Origin of the sequence: Klebsiella sp. WP3-W18-ESBL-02 (genome assembly GCF_014168815.1) — a bacterium.
Lineage (GTDB): Bacteria > Pseudomonadota > Gammaproteobacteria > Enterobacterales > Enterobacteriaceae > Kluyvera > Kluyvera ascorbata_B.
Genome location: NZ_AP021972.1, coordinates 1,253,714 through 1,276,882, shown reverse-complemented (window position 1 = coordinate 1,276,882; position 23,169 = coordinate 1,253,714). Strand labels below are relative to the sequence as shown.

Genomic DNA, 23,169 nt, shown 5'->3' with positions numbered 1-23,169 from the left:
CCACGCCCGGCGTTAAACAATAGGGAACTGTGCCGTTTTTATAAGGATCCATAATGAGCATTAAAATACCCGTCAGTTGGGGTCTACTCTGTGCCTTATATTCCGCTCCGCTTCTGGCGCAAAACGCCGCATTGCCGATTTCCCCGCAAGGACTGCAAGACCAGCAGGAACTCCCCGCGCTCGACGGCGCACGCGCGCTGCCGCTAAACGATGCCATTCCCGGCGTCCTCACGCTGAACGACGCGGTAAGCCGAGCCGTCAGCTGGCACCCTTCCATCAGCGAAGCCATCGGTAAGCTAGCCAGCCAGAACGCGCAGGTCGATGTCGCCAAATCGAAATACTATCCGCAGGTCAGCGCGGGGATGAACAACGGCTACACCAACACCTATCTTGATCACGGCTTCAGCCCTTCGCTGGTGCTGTCGCTTTCCCAGATGCTCTACGACTTCGGCAAGGTGGCAAGCCAGGTCCGCGCCGAAAGCGCAGGCGTCGCGCAGCAGCAGGCTAACGTCCTGCTGGCGATTGACACCGCCGGGCACAGCACCGCCAGCGCAATGGTGCAGGTGCAAACCTGGCAACAGATGGTTGACGTCGCCAAAGAGCAGCTCGACGCGCTCATGGCGATAGGAAAACTCACCCAACAGCGCAGCGACGAAGGCGCGACGTCGCAGTCCGACGTCGTACAAACCAACGCACGCATCGAAGCCGCGCGCGCCCAGCTCTTACAATACCAGGCGACGCTCGACAGCGCGCAGGCCACGCTGATGAGCTGGCTGGGATGGCAGAACCTGAATGGGATCAGCAATGACTTCCCCGCCAAACTGGGCAACAGCTGTGAAGTGGCCCGGACGGATGACCGGCTGGTGCCCGCGGTGCTGGCGGCCTGGGCGCAGGCCACCGCTGCACAGGCTAACGTCGACTACGCTAACGCGCAGATGACGCCCACGATCTCGCTTGAACCGCAGGTGCAGCACTACCTGAACGACAAATACCCCAGCCACGAGGTGCTTGACCGCACGCAGTACTCCACTTGGGTGAAAGTCGAAATGCCTATCTATCAGGGCGGCGGGCTGACGGCGCGGCGCGACGCCGCCAACTATGCGCTACAGTCGGCGCAGGCGACCGTCCAGCGCGTTCGGCTGGAGGTCCGGCAAAAGCTGCTCGAATCGCGCAGCCAGTCGATGAGCCTGATGAGTTCACTGCAGGTGCAGTACCGCCAGCAGGCCCTGAGCACCCGCACCCGCGAGCTGTACCAGCAGCAGTATCTTGACCTCGGCTCCCGCCCGCTGCTCGACGTACTTAACGCCGAGCAGGAGGTGTTTCAGTCGCGCTTTGCCGAACTGCAAACCGAAAACCAGCTGCACCAGCTGCAGCTTAACTGCCTGTATAACACGGGACGGTTTCGCCAGGCGTTCGGGTTAGAACATCACAGCATCCAGTCCGTGGAGATCCAGCCATGAATCGCGCCGACATCAGCGAAAGCTATCTTAACGAGAAAACGTTAAGCCACTGGGCGCGGGCGATGAGCTATGTCGCCGCGCACTATCGCATCGCCTGCTCGCCGGGCATGCTTCAGGCCAACGCCCCGTGGTTTAAGGACAAAAGCCTGCTGCCCGCCCTCACCCAGCTCGCCCGCCAGGCCGGGCTTTCGGTACAGCTGCTGGAGGCCAATTCCACCACCCTCGGCAGCTGGCGCCTGCCGGTTGTGGCAACGCTCGACGATGGGCAGTTGGCCATCGTCGAGCGCTTTGACGGCGAAAGCACCGTTGACGTCTGTTTTATTGATGATGAGCACCAGCGTAACCGGCTGCCTCTCGCCGACCTGATGCCGCGTATTGAATATGTTGTGGCGCTGCGCCCGCTTTCCGCCCTGCGCGACAGCCGGGTGGACAACTACGTATCCCGCTTCAGCCCCGACTGGCTTAAGGTACTGGTCCTGAAGGATCTGCGCCCCTACGGCCCGGTCATGCTGGCCGCCTTTCTCGTCAATGTGCTGTCGCTCGGCGGGATCATCTTTTCAATGCAGGTGTATGACCGGGTGATCCCCGCGCAGTCCTACCCGACGCTCTACGTGCTGGCTTTTGGGGTGCTGCTGTCGGTGATCTTCGGCTTTATCCTGCGCGTCGCCCGTAGCCACATCATGGATGTGCTCGGCAAGCGGGCGGACCTGCGCATTTCCGACCGCATCTTCAGCCACGCATTACGCCTGCGTAACAGCGCTATCCCGCGTTCTACCGGCAGCTTTATCTCTCAGCTGCGCGAGCTTGAGCAGATCCGTGAAACCATCACTTCATCGACGCTGTCGACGATCGTCGATCTGCCCTTCTTCTTCCTCTTCGTGGTGGTCCTCGGCATTATCTCGCCGCCGCTGGCGTGGATTGCCCCGGTCGCCGCCATCGTCATGGTGCTGCCCGGTATCCTGATGCAAAAACGGCTGGCGAAGCTGGCCAACCAGAGCGCCCATGAATCAACCCTGCGCAACGCGGTGCTGGTTGAGAGCGTGCAGGGACTTGAAGACATCAAGCTGATGCAGGCGGAAAACCGCTTTTTACAGCAGTGGAACAGCTACATTCGCATTACCTCGGAATCGGCGCTGCGTACCCGCGAGCTGAGCCAGGGACTGATTAGCTGGGGCATCACCGTACAAAGTCTGGTCTATAGCGCCGTCATTCTGTTCGGCGCGCCGATGGTGATTGAAGGCGAGCTGACGACCGGCTCGGTGGTCGCCGCCTCAATGCTGGCGTCAAGAATGATTGCGCCAATGGCCAACCTGTGCGGCGTGCTGACCCGCTGGCAGCAGGTAAAAATCGCCAAAGCGGGGCTGGACAGCATTATGCAGCTACCGACGGAGACCCAGCGCAGCGGCAGTGTCGTGCACCGGGAGATTTTCCACGGTCATTATCTGCTGGAAGAGGCCCAGTTCCGCTACCACAGTGAAGATCAGCGCATCCCGCTGAAAATTGCGCGTCTGGAAATCCGTCAGGGCGAGCGAGTGGCGCTGCTTGGCCGCAACGGCGCGGGAAAATCGACCCTGCTGCACGCGCTGGCGGGCGGTATTGATTTAGTCAGCGGCGAGGCGCGGCTCGACGATCTCAGCCTCGCGCAGATCGACGTCGCCGACCTACGACGCAACATTGGCCTCCTGAGCCAGAATGCGCGGCTGTTCTACGGCACCCTGCGCGAAAACCTGACGATGGGCGCGCCGCACGCCAGCGACCAGGACATTTTTGATGCGCTGGACATCGCCGGTACCAGCCAGTTCGTCCAACGGCTGCCTAAGGGTCTGGATCACCTGATTATGGAGGGCGGCAACGGTCTTTCCGGCGGCCAGCGCCAGTCAATTCTGCTGGCGCGCATGCTGCTGCGATCCCCGAATATCGTGCTGCTCGACGAACCAACCGCCTCGCTTGACGATCATACCGAGCGCGAATTTATCCAGCGGCTGAATCAATGGCTGGGCAATCGTACGCTGATCGTTGCCACCCACCGCGTGCCGGTGCTGGATCTGGTCGATCGGGTCGTGGTGCTTAATGACGGATATATCGCCATGGATGCGCCAAAATCACAGGTGTTAAACCAGGGTCGCGCCAGCGCGCAGGCTGTAAGCGGGAAGGAGTGGAAACATGAAAACCAGCCAACATGATAGCGCGATGGAGGACCTGGACATCGGCCGCGACGTGGCCTTTTCCGGCGCCAGCCGCATTGTCCTGCTGAGCACGCTGATGTTTATTGCGCTCGGCGTCTGGTCGTGGTTCGGTACGCTCGACGAAGTGGCCACCGGCACCGGCAAGGTGATTCCCAGCTCACACGAGCAGGTGCTGCAATCACTGGACGGCGGCATTCTGGCCGAACTGAACGTCCGCGAGGGCGATAAGGTGCACGCCGGGCAGATTGTCGCCCGCCTCGACCCTACCCGTTCGGAATCCAACATGGGCGAAAGCACCGCGCGCTACCGCGCGTCGCTGGCCTCCAGCGCCCGCCTGTATGCGGAAGTAAACGACAGTCCGCCGATCTTCCCAAAAGAACTGAAAGCCTGGCCGGACCTTATCGCCAGCGAAACGCGCCTCTATCGTACCCGCCGCGCGCAGCTGTCAGATTCTGAGGCTGAGCTGAAGGATGCGATGGTGTCGGTGGATAAAGAGCTGGCCATCACCCAACGCCTTGAGAAGAGCGGTGCCGCCAGCCACGTGGAAGTGCTGCGCCTCCAGCGCCAGAAAAGCGATCTCGGGCTAAGGCTTACCGACCTGCGATCGCAGTACTACGTACAGGCGCGCGAGGCACTTTCCAAGGCCAACGCTGAAGTCGACATGCTGCAGGCGATCATTCGCGGTCGTGAAGATTCGGTCACCCGTCTGACGGTGCGCTCCCCGGTGCGCGGGATTGTGAAAAACGTGCAGGTAACCACGCTCGGCGGCGTCATCCCACCGAACGGTGATCTGATGGAAATAGTCCCTATTGACGATCGGCTGCTGATTGAAGCCCGCCTGTCGCCGCGCGATATTGCCTTTATCCACCCCGGACAGCGGGCGCTGGTTAAGCTTACCGCCTACGATTACGCCATCTACGGCGGGCTAGACGGAGAAGTTGAGACTATCTCGCCGGACACCATTCAGGACAAAATTAAGCCTGAAATCACCTATTACCGCGTGTTTATCCGCACTCATCAGGATTACCTGACCAACAAAGCCGGACGCCATTTCTCCATTACCCCAGGAATGGTCGCCAGCGTCGATATCAAAACCGGTGAAAAAACCATCTTTGAATACCTGATGAAACCGTTCAACCGGGCAAAGGAGGCGCTACGTGAACGATAAATGTACGCTCAACGGCCTGTTACGCCACGTTTTTCACTGGCAACGGCACGCCTGACTCTGTTATACTTGCTGTACACATTGGGGCTGATTCTGGATTCGACGGGATTTGCGAAACCCAAGGTGCATGCCGAGGGGCGGTTGGCCTCGTAAAAAGCCGCAAAAAATAGTCGCAAACGACGAAAACTACGCTTTAGCAGCTTAATAACCTGCTCTGAGCCCTCTCTCCCTAGCTTCCGCTCTTAAGACGGGGATCAAAGAGAGGTCAAACCCAAAAGAGATCGCGTGGAGGCCCTGCCTGGGGTTGAAGCGTTAAAACTAATCAGGCTAGTCTGGTAGTGGCGTGTCTGTCCGCAGGTGCCAGGCGAATGTAAAGACTGACTAAGCATGTAGTGCCGAGGATGTAGGAATTTCGGACGCGGGTTCAACTCCCGCCAGCTCCACCAAAATTCTCCATCGGTGATTACCAGAGTCATCCGATGAAGTCCTAAGAGCCCGCACGGCGCAAGCCCTGCGGGCTTTTTTGTGCCTTCAATTTGTCCTGCGAAGTCTGATGCCAACTAATTAAATCCGAACCTTTTAGGCACCTTGTTAGGCACCTCATAAAGCTTTATTGTTTTTGAGGTGCCTAAAACTATGGAAACCCGGCAATGGCAAGACAAACCAAACCTCTATCCGTTAAAGAAATCGAATCTGCTAAACCTAAGGAAGCGGACTACGTTCTCTATGATGGCGATGGCCTTGAGCTACTTATCAAATCCAGCGGGAGTAAAATCTGGCAGTTTCGCTACATTCGCCCTGTCACCAAGAAACGTGCGAAGAAGAGCATAGGCCCCTACCCGTCAGTTACGCTTGCCGATGCCAGAAACTATCGAGCAGAGTCACGCTCTCTCCTGGCGAAACAAATCGACCCACAGGAACATCAGCAAGAACAACTTCGCAGTTCGCTGGAAGCCAAAACCAATACTTTCCAGCTCGTGGCTGAACGTTGGTGGAATGTGAAGAAAGCCAGTGTGACCGAAGACTACGCAGAGGATATCTGGCGCTCTCTTGAGAGAGATGTCTTTCCTGCGATTGGTGACATTAGCGTTACAGATATTAAAGCTCATACACTGGTTCAGGCCGTCCAACCGGTTCAGGCCAGAGGAGCTCTGGAAACCGTTCGTCGCCTGTGCCAGCGCATTAATGAGGTCATGATCTATGCCCAAAACACAGGGCTGATTGATGCTGTTCCCAGCGTTAATATCGGTAAAGCCTTCGAGAAACCTCAGAAAAAGAACATGCCCAGCATTCGACCGGATCAGCTACCACAACTGATGCAGACAATGCGAACAGCCAGCATTAGCCTTTCCACACGCTGCCTTTTCATGTGGCAACTTCTTACTATTACCCGCCCTGCCGAAGCGGCTGAAGCTCGCTGGGAAGAGGTAGACATAGAAGCGCGAGAGTGGAAGATTCCTGCAGCACGCATGAAAATGAACCGCGACCATACTGTTCCATTGTCAGATGAAGCAATTGCGATACTGGAGATGATGAAGCCGTTAAGTGGAAATCGAGAATTTATCTTTCCCAGCCGCATCAAGCCAAACCAGCCGATGAACAGTCAAACCGTTAACGCATCGCTGAAACGCTCAGGTTTTGGTGGGGTGCTCGTTTCACACGGTTTGCGATCTATTGCCAGTACAGCTCTCAACGAGCAAGGTTTTCCGCCTGATGTGATTGAAGCTGCATTAGCCCACGTGGATAAAAATGAGGTTCGCCGTGCTTATAACCGCAGCGATTACCTGGAACAGCGTCGCCCGATGATGCAATGGTGGGCTGACTTCGTTATGGCTGCTGAGCACGGAAGTATAATTGGAGATGGCATTCGAGGTATAAGGCTTGTCGGCTAAAAATGGTGTAAGCGCTCAGCACGGGCGCTTACACCTTTGTCGGTAATCTGGATTTTCATTTAATCATCTTAGTTTTGTTATTTTTTGATACCTTAGCATTAAAGGCATGTTTCACATCATCAATCTGTAATGACCATCTTTTTAAGATTATCTCGCGCAGTGATTCTTCACTGCTTACATGTGTTCCTTGAAAGTTATTTTTTTCGATGAAATCCCACAATGGATTTATGACATCATCAATCACAGCGCTCTTGTTTTTCCAACCATCCTCAGGAGAATTTTTATAAATTAACCTCACAAGCTCCCCCTGTATAATTTTATATACATCGGCCTTCTTAGTACCTCCTTTTTTTCCTGCGTTAAACCTGATCTTAGAAAGATTCTTTATTTTATCATCTTCGATTTTAAACCAAACCATTCCGAGACATTTATCTAATAGCTCAGAAGCCATAAGTAGTGCATCAAACGCAACTTGTTCATCATCTTGTATAATGGATACTCCCCACTGATACGACATTGAGGCGTACACCAAATGTGAGATGAATACATCTTCTATCGAACTATCTAAGACAAATGGTCTCATTGTCTCCCTAAAAATCCGATTTTCTAAATCTCTCCAACATTCTTTTATAGGATTATATATTGCGTTGTACTCGTCCTTTCTTTGCAGAACTCCGTTGACCTGATGGTGTCTGGATACTCCTTGTGGTGGCTCAACATACGACGATACTTCTGTACCCATCCTTGCAGGATCAAAATACACCAATTTCATTCTTGCAAGCTCCTCCTGCATCGCTGGGCAATGTTCATCCAATGCGTGAGCGTGTTCCTTCCATTCGCAACCAGTCATCGCCTGCGAGAGCTGTTCAAACTTACGTCTACTTTTTTCATACAACTTATCAAGAGATATCATTTTTACCTTTTATATCAACAAATTAATTCATGTAAAAAATGTTTTTTTGGTAGCTGCATTTTTTACATTTCTGATCCCAGCTAATCTCTCATAACTAAAGTGAACCAATGAGAGGCAAACAAGTATGATCCCTTCACATGCAGTCAGAATACTCCGATTACCTGCTGTTATCCATAAAACAGGCATATCACGGGCTACGATTTACGACTGGTTAAATCCTAAATCACCACGTTACGATCCAACCTTTCCTAAGAAAAGAAAACTTGGGACACAATCTGTTGGTTGGCTTGAATCAGAAATCGATGAGTGGTTGTTGCATCGTAGTTTTATTAATTAACCTAAAAGAGGAGCCAGATAGGATGTATGTATAAAAAAAACAGCTCAACGCAAAATAAAGAACTCACACTCAAATTTCAGACGCTACCCACTTTTGCACAACGGTTGATCAGTTATATACATTATAAAACAGGCGCTGCGGCTGAGCTTATTTTAATAGTATTGCTTGGAGCCATGGCATATGCCTGCCAGGATAAATTTGATGTTCAGCTTAAAAATGGGAGAACCTTTACATCGCTTTATCTCATGCTTTTAGCAAGGTCTGGTAGCAGGAAATCAACAGTATTCAAAATGTTGATGGAAACAATCTATCGACTCGAGAAAGGGCTGAAAGATGACTTTCTGGTTGAGAAAATGCTTTATGAACGGAAACGAGCAGCCTGGAAAGCTGAATTAAAAAAGCTTAACAAGAAATTCAACAAAGCTGATGCCGCTGAAGAGTTCGAAGCTCTCAAAGCACTGGAGGAATGCCAGGGAAGAGAGCCAGTAGAGCCCGTGAGGCCGCGTCTTATTATTCATGATTCAACAATTGAGGGACTTATAAAGGCATTAGCATTGGGTTCTCCTTCATTGATGCTCGGTTCTGATGAAGCTGGAGGGCTATTTGACGGTAACCTATTCCGCAACACACCAGCACTCAACTCTATTTGGGGGGAAGGGAGAATTGCAGACAGCAGGGCTTCACGAGACAGTTATGATGTTGATGACGCGCGGCTAAGCATGCTGCTAATGATGCAACCTAGTTTATTTGATTACTATCTTGGAAAACAGGGAAAAATTGCAAAAGACTCAGGGTTCTTAGCCCGTTTATTATTGATTGATCTGGAGCAAGTTCCTGAACTATGCGACATTCCTGATGCGTGTTCATGGTCTGATGAACCAGGACTTGATGGTTTTTTCTCTATTCTCGTTAAGCATTTGCAAGACGGGATAGAGCGTAGAGAAAAAAATGAAGAACGTATCTGTATTACTTTATCTGAAGAGGCGAAAGCGTTATGGGATACACAAAGTAAACGAATCAGGGAACTCATGCAAAAAGGAGAGGAGTTGCATCACTATGATGATTTCGGTTCCAGAATTATGGAACAAGGTACGAGAATCGCAGCAGTAATGCAAATGTTTATTACACCCGACTTGCCAATAATTACTAAGGAGACATTAGAATCAGCTACTAAAATAACACAATGGATTATTAATCATCTTATCACTAAGGTTGATGCGACCCGAGAGCCTACAACTACAGAAAAATTGGTATGGTTCATGGAAGATCATCTTGTTAGTAATGGTTCTTACGACTTCAGGAGGAATGATCTCATTAAAAAAGGCCCATATTCAGCCAGGCGTTCTGAAATTCTGATGCCTGCTTTAGAAAAACTTGAATCTGAAGGAATAGTTCAATTATTTGAGCGAGGTGGGATTAATTATGTCAAGTTTATTGGTTCTAAAATGGAACCAGCCGAATTAGCTGAAAGAACTAATATCCCGTTAATAAACTCAGGATCAGTTGCGATGAATAAACTACGTTTACCTGAATAACTTCAGAGTAACTGAAGTCTTTCTTATTAATGTTTTTTTGTTCTTAAGACCAGTAACGCTGCGGCTTCAGTTTAAATTACCAGGGAGGGTAACCCATGAATTTAAAGTGGTATATGTAATATATCTTGATTAAGGAACCATACCTAATCAGTACTTATCAATAGTAATAGTAACTCCCCTACAGGAGTTATATCCAACATCACATGGGTAGCGTGAGGGCTACCCATTATCCAAAGATTATTTACATACTTAAGGATTATTATGGAATCACAATATTCACTTACCAATGAAGAAATCGAGGAATTGGTAAGTACAGCAGCCCAAAAGTATAAATCCCCTATTGACCTCAATATTCTCAACCGACTGCTTAACATGGTCTACGGCACACTGGTGCAGAATAACCGAATACTCGGTATTCGTACTGACTCGAGATTCGCCCAGTCCCATGTACCAGGGGAGCCTGACCTACCAATATGCTTCCAGCGGGATGATGAGCAGGCAATCACTCGCTTCTACGAGTCACTGAAAAGCCAGTTACGAGCAGATCATAACCGGTCCAGAAGACCGGGAGATCCGACATTACCATCTTATGGATGGTGCAGGGAACGCGATACAAGCGTACACCCACATTATCACCTTGTGTTGTTGTTCAATGCAGACGTCTATGGGTACCTGGGGAATTACCAGGACCCCGATGCTGACAATATGGCTACCCGAATACAGAAAGCCTGGTGCAGTGCTTTAGGGAAGGTGCGAATAAGCAGGTCATTTCTTCCCAAGCTGACTCGCTGATTAAAATTTCGCGGATCTGGGCCGATTTTTTTCCCGCAAATACATCGAATCAGCCTATTTAGGCTATTTTTTCCACCATTTCTGGCGTTATTTCCGGTTTTTACTGAGATCTCTCCCACTGACGTATCATTTGGTCCACCCGAAACAGGTTGGCCAGGGTGAATAACATCGCCAGTTGGTTATCGTTTTTCAGCAGCCCCTTGTATCTGGCTTTCACGAAGCCGAACTGTCGCTTGATGATGCGAAACGGGTGCTCCACCCTGGCCCGGATGCTGGCTTTCATGTATTCGATGTTGATGGCCGTTTTGTTCTTGCGTGGATGCTGTTTCAAGGTTCTTACCTTGCCGGGGCGCTCGGCGATCAGCCAGTCCACATCCACCTCGGCCAGCTCCTCGCGCTGTGGCGCCCCTTGGTAGCCGGCATCGGCTGAGACAAATTGCTCCTCTCCATGAAGCAGATTACCCAGCTGATTGAGGTCATGCTCGTTGGCCGCGGTGGTGACCAGGCTGTGGGTCAGGCCACTCTTGGCATCGACACCAATGTGGGCCTTCATGCCAAAGTGCCACTGATTGCCTTTCTTGGTCTGATGCATCTCCGGATCGCGTTGCTGCTCTTTGTTCTTGGTAGAGCTGGGTGCCTCAATGATGGTGGCATCCACCAAAGTGCCTTGGGTCATCATGACGCCTGCTTCGGCCAGCCAGCGATTGATGGTCTTGAACAATTGACGGGCCAGTTGATGCTGCTCGAGCAGGTGGCGGAAATTCATGATGGTGGTGCGATCCGGCAGGGCGCTATCCAGGGATAATCGGGCAAACAGGCGCATGGAGGCGATTTCGTACAGAGCATCTTCCATCGCGCCATCGCTCAGGTTGTACCAATGCTGCATGCAGTGAATGCGTAGCATGGTTTCCAGCGGATAGGGCCGTCGGCCATTGCCCGCCTTGGGATAAAACGGCTCGATGACAGCGGTCATATTCTGCCATGGCAGAATCTGCTCCATGCGGGAGAGGAAAATCTCTTTTCGGGTCTGACGGCGCTTAGTGCTGAATTCACTATCGGCGAAGGTGAGTTGATGGCTCATGATGTCCCTCTGGGATGCGCTCCGGATGAATATGATGATCTCATATCAGGAACTTGTTCGCACCTTCCTTAGGGCTTGATTACCCAGATTACGCAGCATTAACTGAATTTCCACCAAATACTGTTTACAGGTTTAGCAGATTTGATGCACTGGATCGTAACCCAGTCTACTGGAATTTCCTGGTTCGACTGGCGTATTTGGCCAAAACCAGAACTAAGGATGTCCACAGCGGTTACCGCAACTTTGGCACAAGCCAATACTCAGGCTAATTATTCGTAAGGCATAGTGCTCAACCCAATAACCGTTGCGCCGGGAAAGATGTGATCTTACTCGCATAAAAAACACTCTCCCTAGCGAAGAAATTTTAAATCGTGAATCCAAACCCTGCTACAACCCGCTACATGTAGCAGCTGTAGCAGCCTTTCAGAAAACAAGACGTAAGCGATACGGCTTATAACAACCGGCTTGAACGTTCAAATATCAGCTATCAGCGTAAACAGGCGATGTACACGCGGATGGCAGCCTTCCCGGCGGTAAAGACGTTCGAGGAGTACGACTTCACCTTCGCCACCGGCGCTCCTCAGAAGCAAATCCAGTCGCTGCGATCCCTGAGCTTCATAGAGCGTAATGAAAACATCGTGTTGCTGGGGCCATCGGGCGTGGGAAAAACGCATCTGGCGATAGCCATGGGCTACGAAGCAGTACGGGCGGGCATCAAGGTTCGCTTCACAACAGCAGCGGACCTGCTGCTACAGCTGTCCACTTCACAGCGTCAGGGCCGTTACAAAACGACTCTCAATCGTGGTGTCATGGCCCCGAAGCTGCTTATCATCGATGAAATAGGTTATCTGCCGTTCAGTCAGGAGGAAGCCAAGCTGTTCTTCCAGGTCATCGCCAAACGTTACGAGAAGAGCGCGATGATCCTGACCTCCAACCTGCCGTTCGGGCAGTGGGATCAGACGTTCGCCGGTGATGCAGCGCTGACATCGGCGATGCTGGACCGGATCTTACATCACTCACACGTCGTGCAAATAAAAGGGGAAAGCTATCGACTGAAGCAGAAACGAAAGGCCGGGGTTATCGCTGAAGCTAATCCTGAGTAAACAAGGTGGATCAATATTAAACCGTTGGTGGTGGCGGTAAGTGGATCACTTTTTACCCGTTGTTGACACCCAGCTTCGGCTTCGCGGAGAATACTGATGATCTGTTCGTCGGAAAAACGCTTCTTCATGGGGATGTCCTCATGTGGCTTATGAAGACATTACTAACATCGGGGTGTACTAATCAACGGGGAGCAGGTCATGGGTATTCTGGTTGGCTCCTTGACAAGTTTTTCGCGTATCCCTAAGGATCATTAGCTCATTTCCTTTTTGTTTTAGGCGGATTCAAGTCCGAAGATAAGCGTTAAGCCGCCCATTATCGTCATGCTAATATTGCCGATGACTGCATGTTCCTCAGACACTGGTTCAGTCTGCTGCTTCACGCGCTCAGATAAGCTAATCGTAGCTAAGTATCTTACCTCAAAGCATTACACGGCCGTTCTCAGATGAGAACTAACGCCGTATTACAAAAGCAAACAATAGATGCCGGATGAAAGCTCAGATGTGGCCATGTGTATAGGTGGCAATTTGTGTACGCCATAATCTCCCCACCACATGGCCAATCCTTTGTATCTTACTTCACCACTTCCATCAGCTTACCGAAGCTATCCACTACGTCATACTTCACGTTTTCTGGAGCAAACTTCTTGTTAATCTCATCGAAGAACTTACGGGCACATTTAATCTTGGTGGCTTCAATAGGCCGTAAATCCAGTGACGACATCGAGCCCTTGGTCTCAGCAACGAAATACACATGCTTGACCGAGCCTTCTTTAAAGGAAATGGCCCAGTCGGGGTTGTAATCGCCGACTGGGGTTGGGATCAGAAAACCACGTGGTAACTTGGCATATACCACCACATCCTTGCTGGTATCCAGCTCTTCGACGAACTTGCGCTCAATCGCAGAGTCGGTAAGCACGTAATCATAGATGTGATTTTGCAATTTATTCCCAGCCTTACTGAGATCCTGTTTGCTCTGACCCGTGGTAAAGATGTCCAAATCAAACTTGTCTTCTAGCGTGTCATAGGCCAAATGCTCGATAATGACATTGGCCTTTTGTTCGTTGACCAAGCGAATGGCTTCGGCAATGAAGCTTTCCGGGTTGTTCTTGAATTGTGCGAAGACGTCGGCATTGAGGCCTTTAAGAATTTCGGCAACGGTGCGTCTTGTAAGCAAAGTCCCCTCTGCTAACTTGCCAATCAGATCGTACTGCACAGCGGAGTGGATGGAGACGTTGTGCGATTCTGTTTCGGTAACTTTCAACTCGAAGGCATTACCCTTTTTGAGGTCATCGTAAGTTGCCGTATCAGCCTGCTCGCCACGGTGAATGGTGTATTGCAACGGCGTCACTCGCAACCCAGCATTCTTGTCATTGAGCGCCTTGATCGCATTGTTCACTAGCTCAACATCATCAAACAACACGTTGTAAGTAGCCTTGCGATTGATTCGCCCCCACAGCGCCTTAAATTCCTGTTTTTCAAAGTTGGCGTTGGTCTGCAGTCTTTTGGGCTTGCGACCATCGTCTATCTGCATGAGTTGGCTTTCGCTGAATACGCTATCAATCAGCTGAAATATCTGCTCTGCATAGGGTTGCAGTTCATCCGGCAATGCCTCCAGCGTGCCGTCTTTCTTAGCTTGATGGTACTTCTCCGTGATATTGCGTTTTTTATCGACGTAGCCGTTCTGGATCAAATAAAACTCAATGTCCGTGGCCTGGTCGTCTGAGACCGTAACCGGGCCTTCGTTCGTGTTCAGCATCTTGCCCGTGAAGTAGGCCTTATCCGCCACACGCGGACGAGCTGACAAGGACTCGCTAATGTCCTTCTGCAAGGCTGTTACGAAGTCCTTGTAACTTTCGCTGGCCACAACTGTCAGTACGTTAATGTCATGAACAATGGACGGGTGATCCATGCGATCACCATTCTGATTGACGGACAAACGCAGGCCACGCCCGACCTCCTGGCGACGTGAAATGGTGTTATCACTATGCTTGAGCGTGCAGATAACAAACACGTTCGGGTTATCCCAACCCTCACGCAAGGCCGAGTGTGAGAATATAAAACGCACCGGCTCAGCGAGTGATAATAGCCGTTCCTTGTCTTTGAGGATCAGATCATAAGCATCTACGTCATCAGACAAGCCCGCATTTTCACCGCGTGCAGCGGTCTTGGGATCGGTGAGGCGCTTGCTCTTCTTGTCGATGGAAAAGTAGCCGCTGTGCGTCTTATCGGCCGCAATGCGGCGTAGATATTTAGCATAAGGGGCATCCCCCTCCATAAACCCATTATCAAAGGCTTCTTGAAGGTGCTTAGCGTACTCCTCTTCAAAGATTTTTGCGTACTCGCCTTTTTCATCGGCAGCAGAGTAGTCCCGGTATCGGGCTACTTCGTCGATAAAGAACAACGAGAGGACCTTCACTCCTTTATCGAAGAGCTCCATCTCCTTGTCAAAGTGCGCCTTGATCGTCTCACGGATCTGAATACGGCGCAGCGCTATCTCGGAAATATCACCAGTCGCATCACCCACCGTCAGCTCTACGCCATTGGTAAAGCTCAAGGTGTCCGTATTGGCATTTATGTCCGATACCACAAACCCATCGCGGTATTGATCCAGCTCGTTCGATATCACAAACAGATTGTCACCTTTGCCCAGCTTGCGGGTGACGCGCTTGATGTTGCCACCGCTGAGTTTCTGTTCGAACTCCACAACCGCGACTGGCGGTTTTTTGTTTGAGATTTCGATGGCTTGTAAATAGAAATAGGCATTGGTTCCCGCCAGTCCCTTCACCGAGATCCCGCGCACCTCAATCTTCTTCACCAGCTTCTGGTTGTAGGCATCAAGCGCATCCAGGCGGTGGATCTTGTTGTGTGTGGTCTTGTGGGTAGCGGAATAGCGCAACACCATCAGCGGTTTGAAATTTGCGAGGGAATCCAGCGTCTTGCTCCCCTCCATCCGCTGTGGCTCATCGAGGATCAAGATGGGCCGGTTTGCGCTGATCACATCGATCGGGCGACGTGACTGAAAATCATCGAGCGCTTCGTAGATGCGGCGATTATCTTTGCCGGTGGCGTTAAACGCTTGTACGTTGATCACCATGACATTGATACCAGCATCGGAAGAAAAACTCTCAAGATGGTGTAGCTGCTTAGAGTTGTAAATAAAGAAGCGCGCCTTCTTGTGGTAGGTCTCCTGAAAGTGCTCAGCCGTGATTTCCAACGACTTGGTGACACCCTCGCGGATGGCAATGCTCGGTACCACTATGACGAACTTACTCCAGCCGAACTGTTTGTTCAGCTCGAAGATTGTTTTGATGTAGCAATAGGTCTTACCAGTACCCGTTTCCATCTCGATATCAAGATTTAGCTTGGCGACCTTGGTCTTGACTAAGTTCTCCGATAACGGCAGGTTTTGCTGGCGCTGCACCTGTTGGATGTTATCACGCAAGGCAACCTCACTGAGGGTTAGCTCAGCATTTTTAAAACCAGTATCTACCGCAAACAGATCCCCCATGCCGTTTTTGGTATTACCAGGATCAAGGCGATAGCTCTTGGCTGAATCAGAGGCCGGTGGCTGCCCCTGAAAAATATCTACGACCGCCTGCACGGCGGCAGCCTGATAGGGCTGATGTTTGAATTTAAGCTTCATTGCGCGCCTACTCAGATACATTTCACTTCGGTGACGGGCGACACGAGCTTGAAAATCTGCTCGACGTTGATCTTGGCCGCACTGTTCTTGTAGCCCGCGTCGCGGAACACCACGCGCAAAGGCTGATGCTTGGCCAGTTCTTTCACAAAAGCTTCGTCGATGCTGCCACTGGCGTCAAAGCAGGCTGCAAGCACATTGTCATCAACAAAGAACACGTCTTTGCCTTGAATAGACTGTTTGTTGATGGGCAGGGATAAATCGACCCCCCAATCCAGCATCACCTGGAACAGTAGATCTTCAGGCGTGCGATCAGGCTTGATGTTGTCAACGAACAGGTCGAGGTTGGCCTCGTGCAGCGCGTCGGGTGTGTAATAGACGTCGGCCATGTTGGAGGTGTCGATTTTGAAGACACGGAAGCCAACATCGATACTATTAACGTCAGCAATTTCTCTTAGTTCTGTACCGGCACGACAAAGTCGCTCTTTAGTGATTTCAGAAATATGTGCAGTCTTCCCAAGCTTAGTCAGGGTCTTAATGGCGCTCTTGGCACCTTTGGCCTTTGGATTGATTGCTTCTGGAAGTTGAACAAGGATGAAGCGCAAATTTTTTTTCTCGGTTGCCGCAATTTGCATTACAGCGTGCCCTGTTGTTCCAGAACCAGCGAAGAAATCAAGTACGACATCCCCCTCCTCTGTCCCGACATAATTTATCCATCGCGCCAATACTTCACGGTCTTTCGGATTGCTGAATATTTTAGAGCCAAACATTTTTGTTAGCTCGCTACTGGCCTGGAGCCCCCTCTGTCAGGATAGTTGTCACCCCCATCGAAAATACTAATGACAAGATGGGAACAGATCGTGAAACGAATTTCACCAGAACGTAAATCGGCTGCACTGGCTAAATTACTACCGCCTTACAACATGACCGTCACCGCAGTTGCGCAGATGGAAGGGATATCGGAAGCTACCCTTTATTACTGGCGTAACAAGGCGAAAGCAGAGGGAATACCGGTGCCGGGTGCAAACAAAACTACAGACCAATGGTCAGCCGAAGCCCGGCTGGCTGTGATTATCGAAACAGCTACACTCAGCGAAACAGAACTCGCGCAATACTGCCGTAAAAAAGGGCTTTACCTGGAACAGATTAGTCAGTGGAAACAAGGCTTTTTGCAGGTGTCTTCGCCCACTGACAAAGCGGCGCTCAAACAAAGCCAGAAAGAAGTTAAACAACTAAAACGCGAACTGCTTCGTAAGGAAAAGGCGCTGGCGGAGGCGGCAGCGATACTGGTGCTGCGAAAGCAGTTGCGGGATTTTTACGGGGAAACCGACGAGGACGACTGACGCCCGGAACAGAGCGGCAGGCACTTATCGGTTACGTGCGGGACGCGATGGCGTCAGGAGCTCGGCTGTCAATAGCGCTGACGGAAGCGGGATTAAGTGAACGGACGTGGCGACGCTGGCAAACGTCGTGGGAAGACAAGCGTGTCAGCACGGTCAGGCCCTCCCCGGTGAACCAGTTAAGTGAGCAAGAAGAGCAACAGATACTGGCAGTGTGCCATCAGCCAGACTACGCCAGCCTCCCCCCGTCACAAATCGTACCGGCGTTGGCGGATAAGGGGATTTATCTGGCAAGCGAGTCAACCTTTTACCGGGTACTGCGTCGTCATGGAGAGGTGCATCGCCGGGGACGGCAACGGGCAGCGCAGAAAGTCACCCCGGCTACGAGTTGGCAGGCCAGCGGGCCGAATGAGGTGTGGACATGGGACATTACATGGGTTCCGTCAACCGTAAAGGGGCGCTGGTTTTACCTGTATCTGGTGGAAGACCTCTACAGCCGAAAAATCGTGGGATATGAAGTGCATGAAACTGAAAGTGGTGAGCAGGCGGCAGCCCTGATACAACGCACGGTCCTTCGGGAAGGATGCTGGCAAAACCCGCCGGTACTGCATGCGGACAACGGCGCGGCGATGAAGTCACAGACGTTGCAAATGAAGCTACACGAGCTGGCGATAACCCCCTCTCACAGCCGGCCGGGAGTGAGTAACGATAATGCGTATGTGGAGTCGCTGTTCCGGACACTGAAATATGTCCCGCAGTGGCCGTCATCAGGGTTCGGCAAGCTGGAGGAGGCGCGTGAATGGATAGAGGTTTTTGCTCAGTGGTATAACGAAATGCACAGACATAGCGGCATCAGGTATGTGACGCCGGGTCAGCGACATCGTGGAGAAGACGGTGTGTTGCTGAAAAATCGGGATGAGGTGTACAAAAAGGCAAAAGCGGAACGGCCTGAACGCTGGTCTGGCAGAACACGAAACTGGCATCCGGTAGGCAAGGTAATGCTGAATCCAGAACGGGAAAAACAGGCAGCCTAAATCAACCGGGGGTGCCAACTACCTTGACACTTACCGGGAGCGCGCTTCTATAGAAATAACTTCCAGCCACTTGAATTGGGAGGTCTTCCGAATCATCAGTTTCCGACAGGTCATCCGAATCGATATCCTCATCTTCTTCTGCAGATTCAATATCTGTTTCGATTAGGTAGGTTTTCCGAATTGGGGGCTCTGAGTGGTCTTCCCTGAAGACAACTTTCCCTTGATTTATCATTTCCTGCATCTTTTCTGTAGTGCTATATCTCCATCCTCCATCAGGAATGGCACACGCCAACCCTGTCACCGGATGCAGAACCTCATATCTCGGACCGTCTCCACCAGGCCAAGACATATTGTCGTCACGCCATACACCTTTCTCATCAACTTTGTTGTATCGAGAATGCTTTTTCGATGGGTGTGTTTTAGGGAGGGAATCGTAAAATTCACGCAGTGCTGCCTCCACTTTTTGATTATCTTTACCATAAATCTTTCGCAGGCGAAGATATTCATCGTGGATCTCTCTTGCGCCCGGCTTCGCTTCTCGCCACTTTGTTTTTCTCTGTTTCAATAGCTCCTTATTCTTGCAATAAAGAAGAATGTACTCATGGCCGACTGATACAAGTTTTGCGTCATTTTTCCTGCCCTTCTCCCAAATCAAGCTGGCAACAAAATTCGACTCGCCAAAGATTTCAGAGCAAATTGACTTCAGGTTGGAAACTTCTGAGTCATCAATGCTAATCATGATGACACCATCCTCCTTAAGCAGGGTTCTGGCAATCTTCAGGCGTGGATACATAAAACTAAGCCAGTCCGAATGAAAGCGGCCATTGCGCTCAGTATTGACTACTAGCTTGCCTCCGTCGGTGGAGACCTGATTTGAAGATTTCAGGTATTCATCTGAATTTGTCGCAAAATCATCTCGATAAACCAAATCGCTCCCAGTGTTATAGGGTGGATCGATGTAGATAACCTTGACCCGGCCAAGATAGTTCTCTTGCAACAACTTAAGCGCATCGAGGTTGTCGCCTTCTATAAACAGATTCTTTGTGTCATCGAAGTCCACGCTTTCCTCGCGGCAAGGCCGCAGCGTTTTGGCAATCGGTGCGTTGGCCGCCAGCAAGGCCTCACGCTTACCAGGCCAATTCAGGTGATAGCGTTCCTGCGGCCCTTCCACAACCGACTCAGCAAGCTCCTGCCGCAGTTGGTCAAAATCCACCACCAGCTTCACGCTGCCGTCTTCGCTCTTGGCTTCGGTAACACAGCCGGGAAATAGATCGCGAATGTGGGCGATGTTGTCCTGCGTGAGATTGGGTGAATGCATTTTTAGCTTTTCCATGTTCTTTTCCTCTGGACGCCGCACTATTGCGCAGTGTCCTAATTCTTTCTGGGCTGGCTTTATTCGGCGTCAGAATTGTTTTGGTGTTTGAGCTCGGCAAATTTGGCGGCCATTGTTGGGTTGCCGCGGGTGAGCCGCTTGACCGTCAGGTCTTCAGCTTTGTCGTTGGCAAGCCGTAGATTGTTGGCAGACTTGTGCAGGGCTTCTTTGGTCTTTTCAAGATCCTTAATGGCTTCGTCGATGCGTTTGACCGCTTCTTCAAACCCATCTGAAGCCAAACGCCAGTTGCGACCGAATGCGGTCTTGAAGTCATCGAGCTGGGTTTCAAATTGGGTGATGTCGATGTTCTGCGCCTTCACCAGCGCCAACTCGGACTTGTATTGAAGTGACTTCATCGCCGCATTGCGTAGCAGCGTGATGATGGGGATGAAGAACTGCGGCCGGACGACGTACATCTTCGGGTAGCGGTGAAACACGTCAACGATCCCAGCGTTGTAAAGCTCACTGTCGGGCTCCAGCAGGGATACCAGCACGGCGTATTCGCAACCTTTTTCGGTGCGGTCCTTGTCGAGCTCCTTGAAGAAGTCTTCGTTTTTCTTCTTGGTGGCTGTTTCGTCACCTTCGTTCTTCATCTCGAACATGATCGAGACGATCTCGGTGCCTGTATCATCCATGTCCCGGAAGATATAGTCGCCCTTGCTGCCGGTGCGCACGTCGTTGTCTTTTTCGAAGTAGGCCTTTGGGAATGCGGTGGCCCGGAGACGGTTAAACTCAATCTCGCAATGCTGCTCCAGGGTTTCCCCAATCATCTTGGTCGACAGCCGTGCCTTCATGTCCCGCAGACGTACGATCTCACCATCGCGATCCTTGAGCTGTGTTTCGTATTTATCCTTGAGCGCAGTCTCGGCAAGTTGCTTCTCCAGAGCCGCTCGATCTAGTCCGCTTTTGAGTTCGTCACGTTCCTTAGTAACCACGCTGACAGCTTCGGTGAGCGCGAGCTTTTGCGCTACTTCGCCTGCTGCAAGCTTGGCCTGCAGACGCTGAATCTCCGCATCCTTGGTGGCCTCGGCTTGCTGTAGCTCACTTAATCGCTTCGCCTCGGCCAGTTGAGCTTTAGTTTCATTCTCTTGCTTTGCTTTTTCCAGCGCGTTCGCCAGCGCATCGCGATCTTTTTCTACCGCGCTCAGCGCCTCACTGACAGCAAGCTTTTGCGCCACCTCTCCTGCATCCAGCCTAGCCTTTAATGCCTGGATTTCGGCATCCTTTGCAGAAGCAGCCTTCTGCAATTCACTGGTAATCTTGGCTTGAGCCAGCTCGACCGCATTTTGCTTGTCCGTCTCGGCCAGCTCAAGGCGTTCATGTAGCTGCTTCTCAAAGTCAGCATCGCGAACCTGTTTCAGAATGTCTGCGTAACCAGTTTCATCAATCTTGAAAGCCTTGCCGCAATGGGGGCAGATGATTTCATGCATGGTCATTCTCCTTTTGCCTTGGCTAAGATTTGCTGGAGCATCTCTGGCACCGCCCCTGCGGCTTTGAGTGTCGCCGTGCGGTATGCTAGTTGATTCTTCGAGAGACTGATACCTGTGGCAGCCTCGATTTCACTGCAGGCGGTTAGCCACTCAGTCCAGTTGGCTACGAGAAATGATTCCAGATGGTCTTCAAAAATGGCGACTGTGTCGCCGACGACAGCGTCTGGAAAATCCTCTTCAGCAATGCCGAAGTATCTCAATGTTGTCCGGTTTTCTCGGGCGTTTTTTGCAATTTCTTCATCGATCTTGTTTTGCTGTTTTCCTTTGGCTTTTGCTCGTGCCTCACATGCTCTGTCAGCATCGAAAAGCGCATAAACCGGGATGCCGAGCGCGGACAGGATGGCATGGACAAGAGGGATCGACGTCTTGCCTCCAACGGGGACAATGGAAATGCCAGCGGCTTCAAGCGCACCAAAAGATATTTTGTCGCCTATACCGTGGAACACCGATGACTCGGTGGTACCCTCCACCAGAAAAGCGCGATGGGCAAAGAGCGCTACAGCCAGTTGATCTGAAACGATGCCATCTAACTGACGTTCGACAACATCAGCGTTCACTATCTGGAGCAGTCTGGTCTTCACATCATCAACGGAGGCAAAGTGGATAGTCACAGTTGGAGTCTCTCCAGATGATCGTGTCAATCGCCTAACTTGATCAAAATGGCGGGCCTCAAGGAAATAAGGGCTATGTGTCGCATACGTCACCTGGATGCACTTGTCGGGGTCTTCGACAAGTGAGCGGAGCACTTTTGCAAACGCCTGTGCCTGAATCGGGTGCTGAAAGAGTTCTGGCTCCTCGATTGCTAAGCAGATGACTCCGTCGGCTGATGCAGAGCCGGACTGTGCCAAGAGCTGGAGCGCCGAGATCAAAATCGTCCGTTGAAAACCATGCCCCTGTCGTTCTACCGCAGTTTCGGTTGTGCCATCGAGCACGGCTACTTCGAACGTGGTTTTGGGGGCTTTGAGCTCCACATCTGCCGGGGAAACAGTGACTGCCCGACCCGGTGAGTAGGACGCAACGACGGCATTAAGCTGAGTCGTCATAACATCAAGTTGCGCTTTGAATTTCTCGTCGTACACTTTTTGCTGCTGTGTTCGTGATTCCTCGACGATCTTCGCAATCTCTTCATCAGCCGAAGCACGATCAACCGAACGCTCAAGAATACGTCCAATGATGCTCGACTTTCCGTCGATTGATTCTTCACTTGCGCGAAGGTCTGCAGTCACCAACACAAAATCGAAAAGGCCGCTCATCTTGCCGCTGCTGTTGAAACCGAAAAAGTTGGTCTGAAGTGATTCGGGGGCGTCTACAAGTTGTTCTGTATGTGCCGCTTCCCAAGTAGTCATTGCATGTTCAATAGCAGTGCCGGTTGTGGCTGTCGGGAGTTCCAGCTCTGGGCGACTAGCTCTAAGATTGGCATAAAGCTCCCTCTTTGCGGCTACGCTATTTGCAGTTTTGATGGCGTTGAACTCTGGGAATCCCTTTGCGTTTGCAGAAAGCACATCAGTCCCGTCAGGTGAATGGCGCCTCCACGCAGTGAATTTGGTGGCACCCTCTGGAGTGTACTTACCAAGCGCCTCCCGATCCTTTTCGGTGAGATCTGCGAACGTGACTTGCACCTCGATGTCTTCGTCAGTCTCTCCAAAAAAGCAGTCTTTTTCTGTAAGCGAACCGGGCTTGCCGTTGAAGAACCAATCGAGTGCCCGTAGCACTGTCGACTTGCCAGCTCCGTTCGGCCCAATGAATGTCGTGACGGAGTCGAAGGGGATCGTGACGTCTTTGAGTGCACGGAAGTTCTTGATGCGAACGGATTGAATTTTCATTTCAGT

At 51.3% G+C, this 23,169-nt stretch carries 16 protein-coding genes, 1 other RNA gene and 1 pseudogene; 11 read left to right on the top strand and 7 right to left on the bottom strand.

Annotation, left to right across the window (positions count from 1 at the left end; translation table 11 throughout):
- Positions 1-53 precede the first annotated feature (53 nt).
- The 5 genes from H7R56_RS06170 to H7R56_RS06150 all read left to right on the top strand — a co-directional run bounded on the left by H7R56_RS06170 (position 54) and on the right by H7R56_RS06150 (position 6,703).
- A complete protein-coding gene (locus H7R56_RS06170) occupies positions 54-1,460 on the top strand; it encodes a TolC family outer membrane protein (RefSeq protein ID WP_106928386.1) in 1,407 nt (468 codons plus the stop codon).
- Entirely contained in the window at positions 1,457-3,643 is a 2,187-nt protein-coding gene (locus H7R56_RS06165; protein ID WP_106928384.1) for a type I secretion system permease/ATPase, read from the top strand. Before H7R56_RS06170 ends, H7R56_RS06165 begins: the two co-directional genes overlap by 4 nt.
- Before the next feature lie 7 nt (positions 3,644-3,650).
- Complete coding sequence (locus H7R56_RS06160; protein ID WP_106928442.1) at positions 3,651-4,814, top strand: HlyD family type I secretion periplasmic adaptor subunit; 1,164 nt, start codon at positions 3,651-3,653, stop codon at positions 4,812-4,814.
- Between the two features lie 80 nt (positions 4,815-4,894).
- Positions 4,895-5,257: a transfer-messenger RNA gene (gene ssrA, locus H7R56_RS06155) on the top strand.
- 204 nt (positions 5,258-5,461) lie between these two features.
- Positions 5,462-6,703, top strand: a complete 1,242-nt coding sequence (locus H7R56_RS06150; RefSeq protein WP_139949627.1) for an integrase — start codon at positions 5,462-5,464, stop codon at positions 6,701-6,703.
- 55 nt (positions 6,704-6,758) lie between these two features.
- Here the strand turns inward: H7R56_RS06150 and H7R56_RS06145 are convergent, their stop codons facing one another.
- Positions 6,759-7,616, bottom strand: a complete 858-nt coding sequence (locus tag H7R56_RS06145; RefSeq protein ID WP_182928556.1) for a hypothetical protein — start codon at positions 7,614-7,616, stop codon at positions 6,759-6,761.
- 124 nt (positions 7,617-7,740) lie between these two features.
- Here H7R56_RS06145 and H7R56_RS06140 point away from each other — a divergent pair, with 124 nt between their 5' ends.
- The 3 genes from H7R56_RS06140 (at position 7,741) to H7R56_RS06130 (ending at position 10,280) form a co-directional block, all read left to right on the top strand.
- Positions 7,741-7,953, top strand: coding sequence for an AlpA family transcriptional regulator (locus H7R56_RS06140; RefSeq protein ID WP_182928555.1), 213 nt, complete (start codon positions 7,741-7,743; stop codon positions 7,951-7,953).
- A gap of 26 nt (positions 7,954-7,979) precedes the next feature.
- Positions 7,980-9,488: a YfjI family protein gene (locus H7R56_RS06135; RefSeq protein ID WP_182928554.1), complete on the top strand. Its 1,509-nt coding sequence runs from the start codon at positions 7,980-7,982 to the stop codon at positions 9,486-9,488.
- A gap of 261 nt (positions 9,489-9,749) precedes the next feature.
- A complete protein-coding gene (locus H7R56_RS06130) occupies positions 9,750-10,280 on the top strand; it encodes an inovirus Gp2 family protein (protein WP_182928553.1) in 531 nt (176 codons plus the stop codon).
- Between the two features lie 100 nt (positions 10,281-10,380).
- Here H7R56_RS06130 and H7R56_RS06125 read toward each other — a convergent pair whose 3' ends face one another.
- Complete coding sequence (locus H7R56_RS06125) at positions 10,381-11,361, bottom strand: IS5-like element ISKpn26 family transposase (protein WP_033544729.1); 981 nt, start codon at positions 11,359-11,361, stop codon at positions 10,381-10,383.
- Between the two features lie 53 nt (positions 11,362-11,414).
- On the opposite strand from H7R56_RS06125, the gene H7R56_RS06120 reads away from it, so the two are divergent.
- Together H7R56_RS06120 and istB are read left to right on the top strand one after the other, a co-directional pair.
- Complete coding sequence (locus H7R56_RS06120) at positions 11,415-11,630, top strand: YagK/YfjJ domain-containing protein (RefSeq protein WP_227674729.1); 216 nt, start codon at positions 11,415-11,417, stop codon at positions 11,628-11,630.
- A gap of 216 nt (positions 11,631-11,846) precedes the next feature.
- A pseudogene (istB, locus tag H7R56_RS06115) lies at positions 11,847-12,464 on the top strand (IS21-like element ISSen3 family helper ATPase IstB); the annotation flags it as partial.
- A 571-nt stretch (positions 12,465-13,035) separates the two neighbouring features.
- On the opposite strand, the gene H7R56_RS06110 reads toward istB, so the two are convergent.
- A complete protein-coding gene (locus tag H7R56_RS06110) occupies positions 13,036-16,107 on the bottom strand; it encodes a type III restriction-modification system endonuclease (protein WP_182928552.1) in 3,072 nt (1,023 codons plus the stop codon).
- Positions 16,108-16,118: 11 nt separating this feature from the next.
- On the bottom strand, positions 16,119-16,874 hold the full coding sequence (locus tag H7R56_RS06105; RefSeq protein ID WP_182928551.1) for a DNA methyltransferase: 756 nt from the start codon (positions 16,872-16,874) through the stop codon (positions 16,119-16,121).
- 90 nt (positions 16,875-16,964) lie between these two features.
- On the opposite strand from H7R56_RS06105, the gene H7R56_RS06100 reads away from it, so the two are divergent.
- Positions 16,965-18,478 (top strand): IS3 family transposase gene (locus H7R56_RS06100; protein WP_370673415.1). Its coding sequence is split into 2 segments (ribosomal slippage): positions 16,965-17,415 and positions 17,415-18,478, totalling 1,515 coding nucleotides; the frame shifts between segments, so codons are not numbered across the junction.
- Position 18,479: 1 nt separating this feature from the next.
- On the opposite strand, the gene H7R56_RS06095 is transcribed toward H7R56_RS06100, so the two are convergent.
- From H7R56_RS06095 to H7R56_RS06085, 3 genes are read right to left on the bottom strand one after another with little or no spacing between them, the layout of a single operon-like run.
- Complete coding sequence (locus H7R56_RS06095) at positions 18,480-19,811, bottom strand: site-specific DNA-methyltransferase (RefSeq protein ID WP_182928550.1); 1,332 nt, start codon at positions 19,809-19,811, stop codon at positions 18,480-18,482.
- Positions 19,812-19,870: 59 nt separating this feature from the next.
- Positions 19,871-21,280: a DUF2130 domain-containing protein gene (locus H7R56_RS06090; protein WP_046495790.1), complete on the bottom strand. Its 1,410-nt coding sequence runs from the start codon at positions 21,278-21,280 to the stop codon at positions 19,871-19,873.
- Positions 21,281-21,282: 2 nt separating this feature from the next.
- A complete protein-coding gene (locus H7R56_RS06085; RefSeq protein WP_046495793.1) occupies positions 21,283-23,163 on the bottom strand; it encodes an ATP-dependent nuclease in 1,881 nt (626 codons plus the stop codon).
- Between the last annotated feature and the right edge of the window lie 6 nt (positions 23,164-23,169).

Coding starts and splice junctions, on each gene's coding strand:
- H7R56_RS06090 (WP_046495790.1), bottom strand. CDS start 21,280: ATGCATGAAATCATCTGCCCCCATTGCGGCAAGGCTTTCAAGATTGAT.
- H7R56_RS06170 (WP_106928386.1), top strand. CDS start 54: ATGAGCATTAAAATACCCGTCAGTTGGGGTCTACTCTGTGCCTTATAT.
- H7R56_RS06150 (WP_139949627.1), top strand. CDS start 5,462: ATGGCAAGACAAACCAAACCTCTATCCGTTAAAGAAATCGAATCTGCT.
- H7R56_RS06130 (WP_182928553.1), top strand. CDS start 9,750: ATGGAATCACAATATTCACTTACCAATGAAGAAATCGAGGAATTGGTA.
- H7R56_RS06105 (WP_182928551.1), bottom strand. CDS start 16,874: ATGTTTGGCTCTAAAATATTCAGCAATCCGAAAGACCGTGAAGTATTG.
- H7R56_RS06125 (WP_033544729.1), bottom strand. CDS start 11,361: ATGAGCCATCAACTCACCTTCGCCGATAGTGAATTCAGCACTAAGCGC.
- H7R56_RS06160 (WP_106928442.1), top strand. CDS start 3,651: ATGGAGGACCTGGACATCGGCCGCGACGTGGCCTTTTCCGGCGCCAGC.
- H7R56_RS06140 (WP_182928555.1), top strand. CDS start 7,741: ATGATCCCTTCACATGCAGTCAGAATACTCCGATTACCTGCTGTTATC.
- H7R56_RS06110 (WP_182928552.1), bottom strand. CDS start 16,107: ATGAAGCTTAAATTCAAACATCAGCCCTATCAGGCTGCCGCCGTGCAG.
- H7R56_RS06145 (WP_182928556.1), bottom strand. CDS start 7,616: ATGATATCTCTTGATAAGTTGTATGAAAAAAGTAGACGTAAGTTTGAA.
- H7R56_RS06165 (WP_106928384.1), top strand. CDS start 1,457: ATGAATCGCGCCGACATCAGCGAAAGCTATCTTAACGAGAAAACGTTA.
- H7R56_RS06135 (WP_182928554.1), top strand. CDS start 7,980: ATGTATAAAAAAAACAGCTCAACGCAAAATAAAGAACTCACACTCAAA.
- H7R56_RS06095 (WP_182928550.1), bottom strand. CDS start 19,811: ATGGAAAAGCTAAAAATGCATTCACCCAATCTCACGCAGGACAACATC.
- H7R56_RS06085 (WP_046495793.1), bottom strand. CDS start 23,163: ATGAAAATTCAATCCGTTCGCATCAAGAACTTCCGTGCACTCAAAGAC.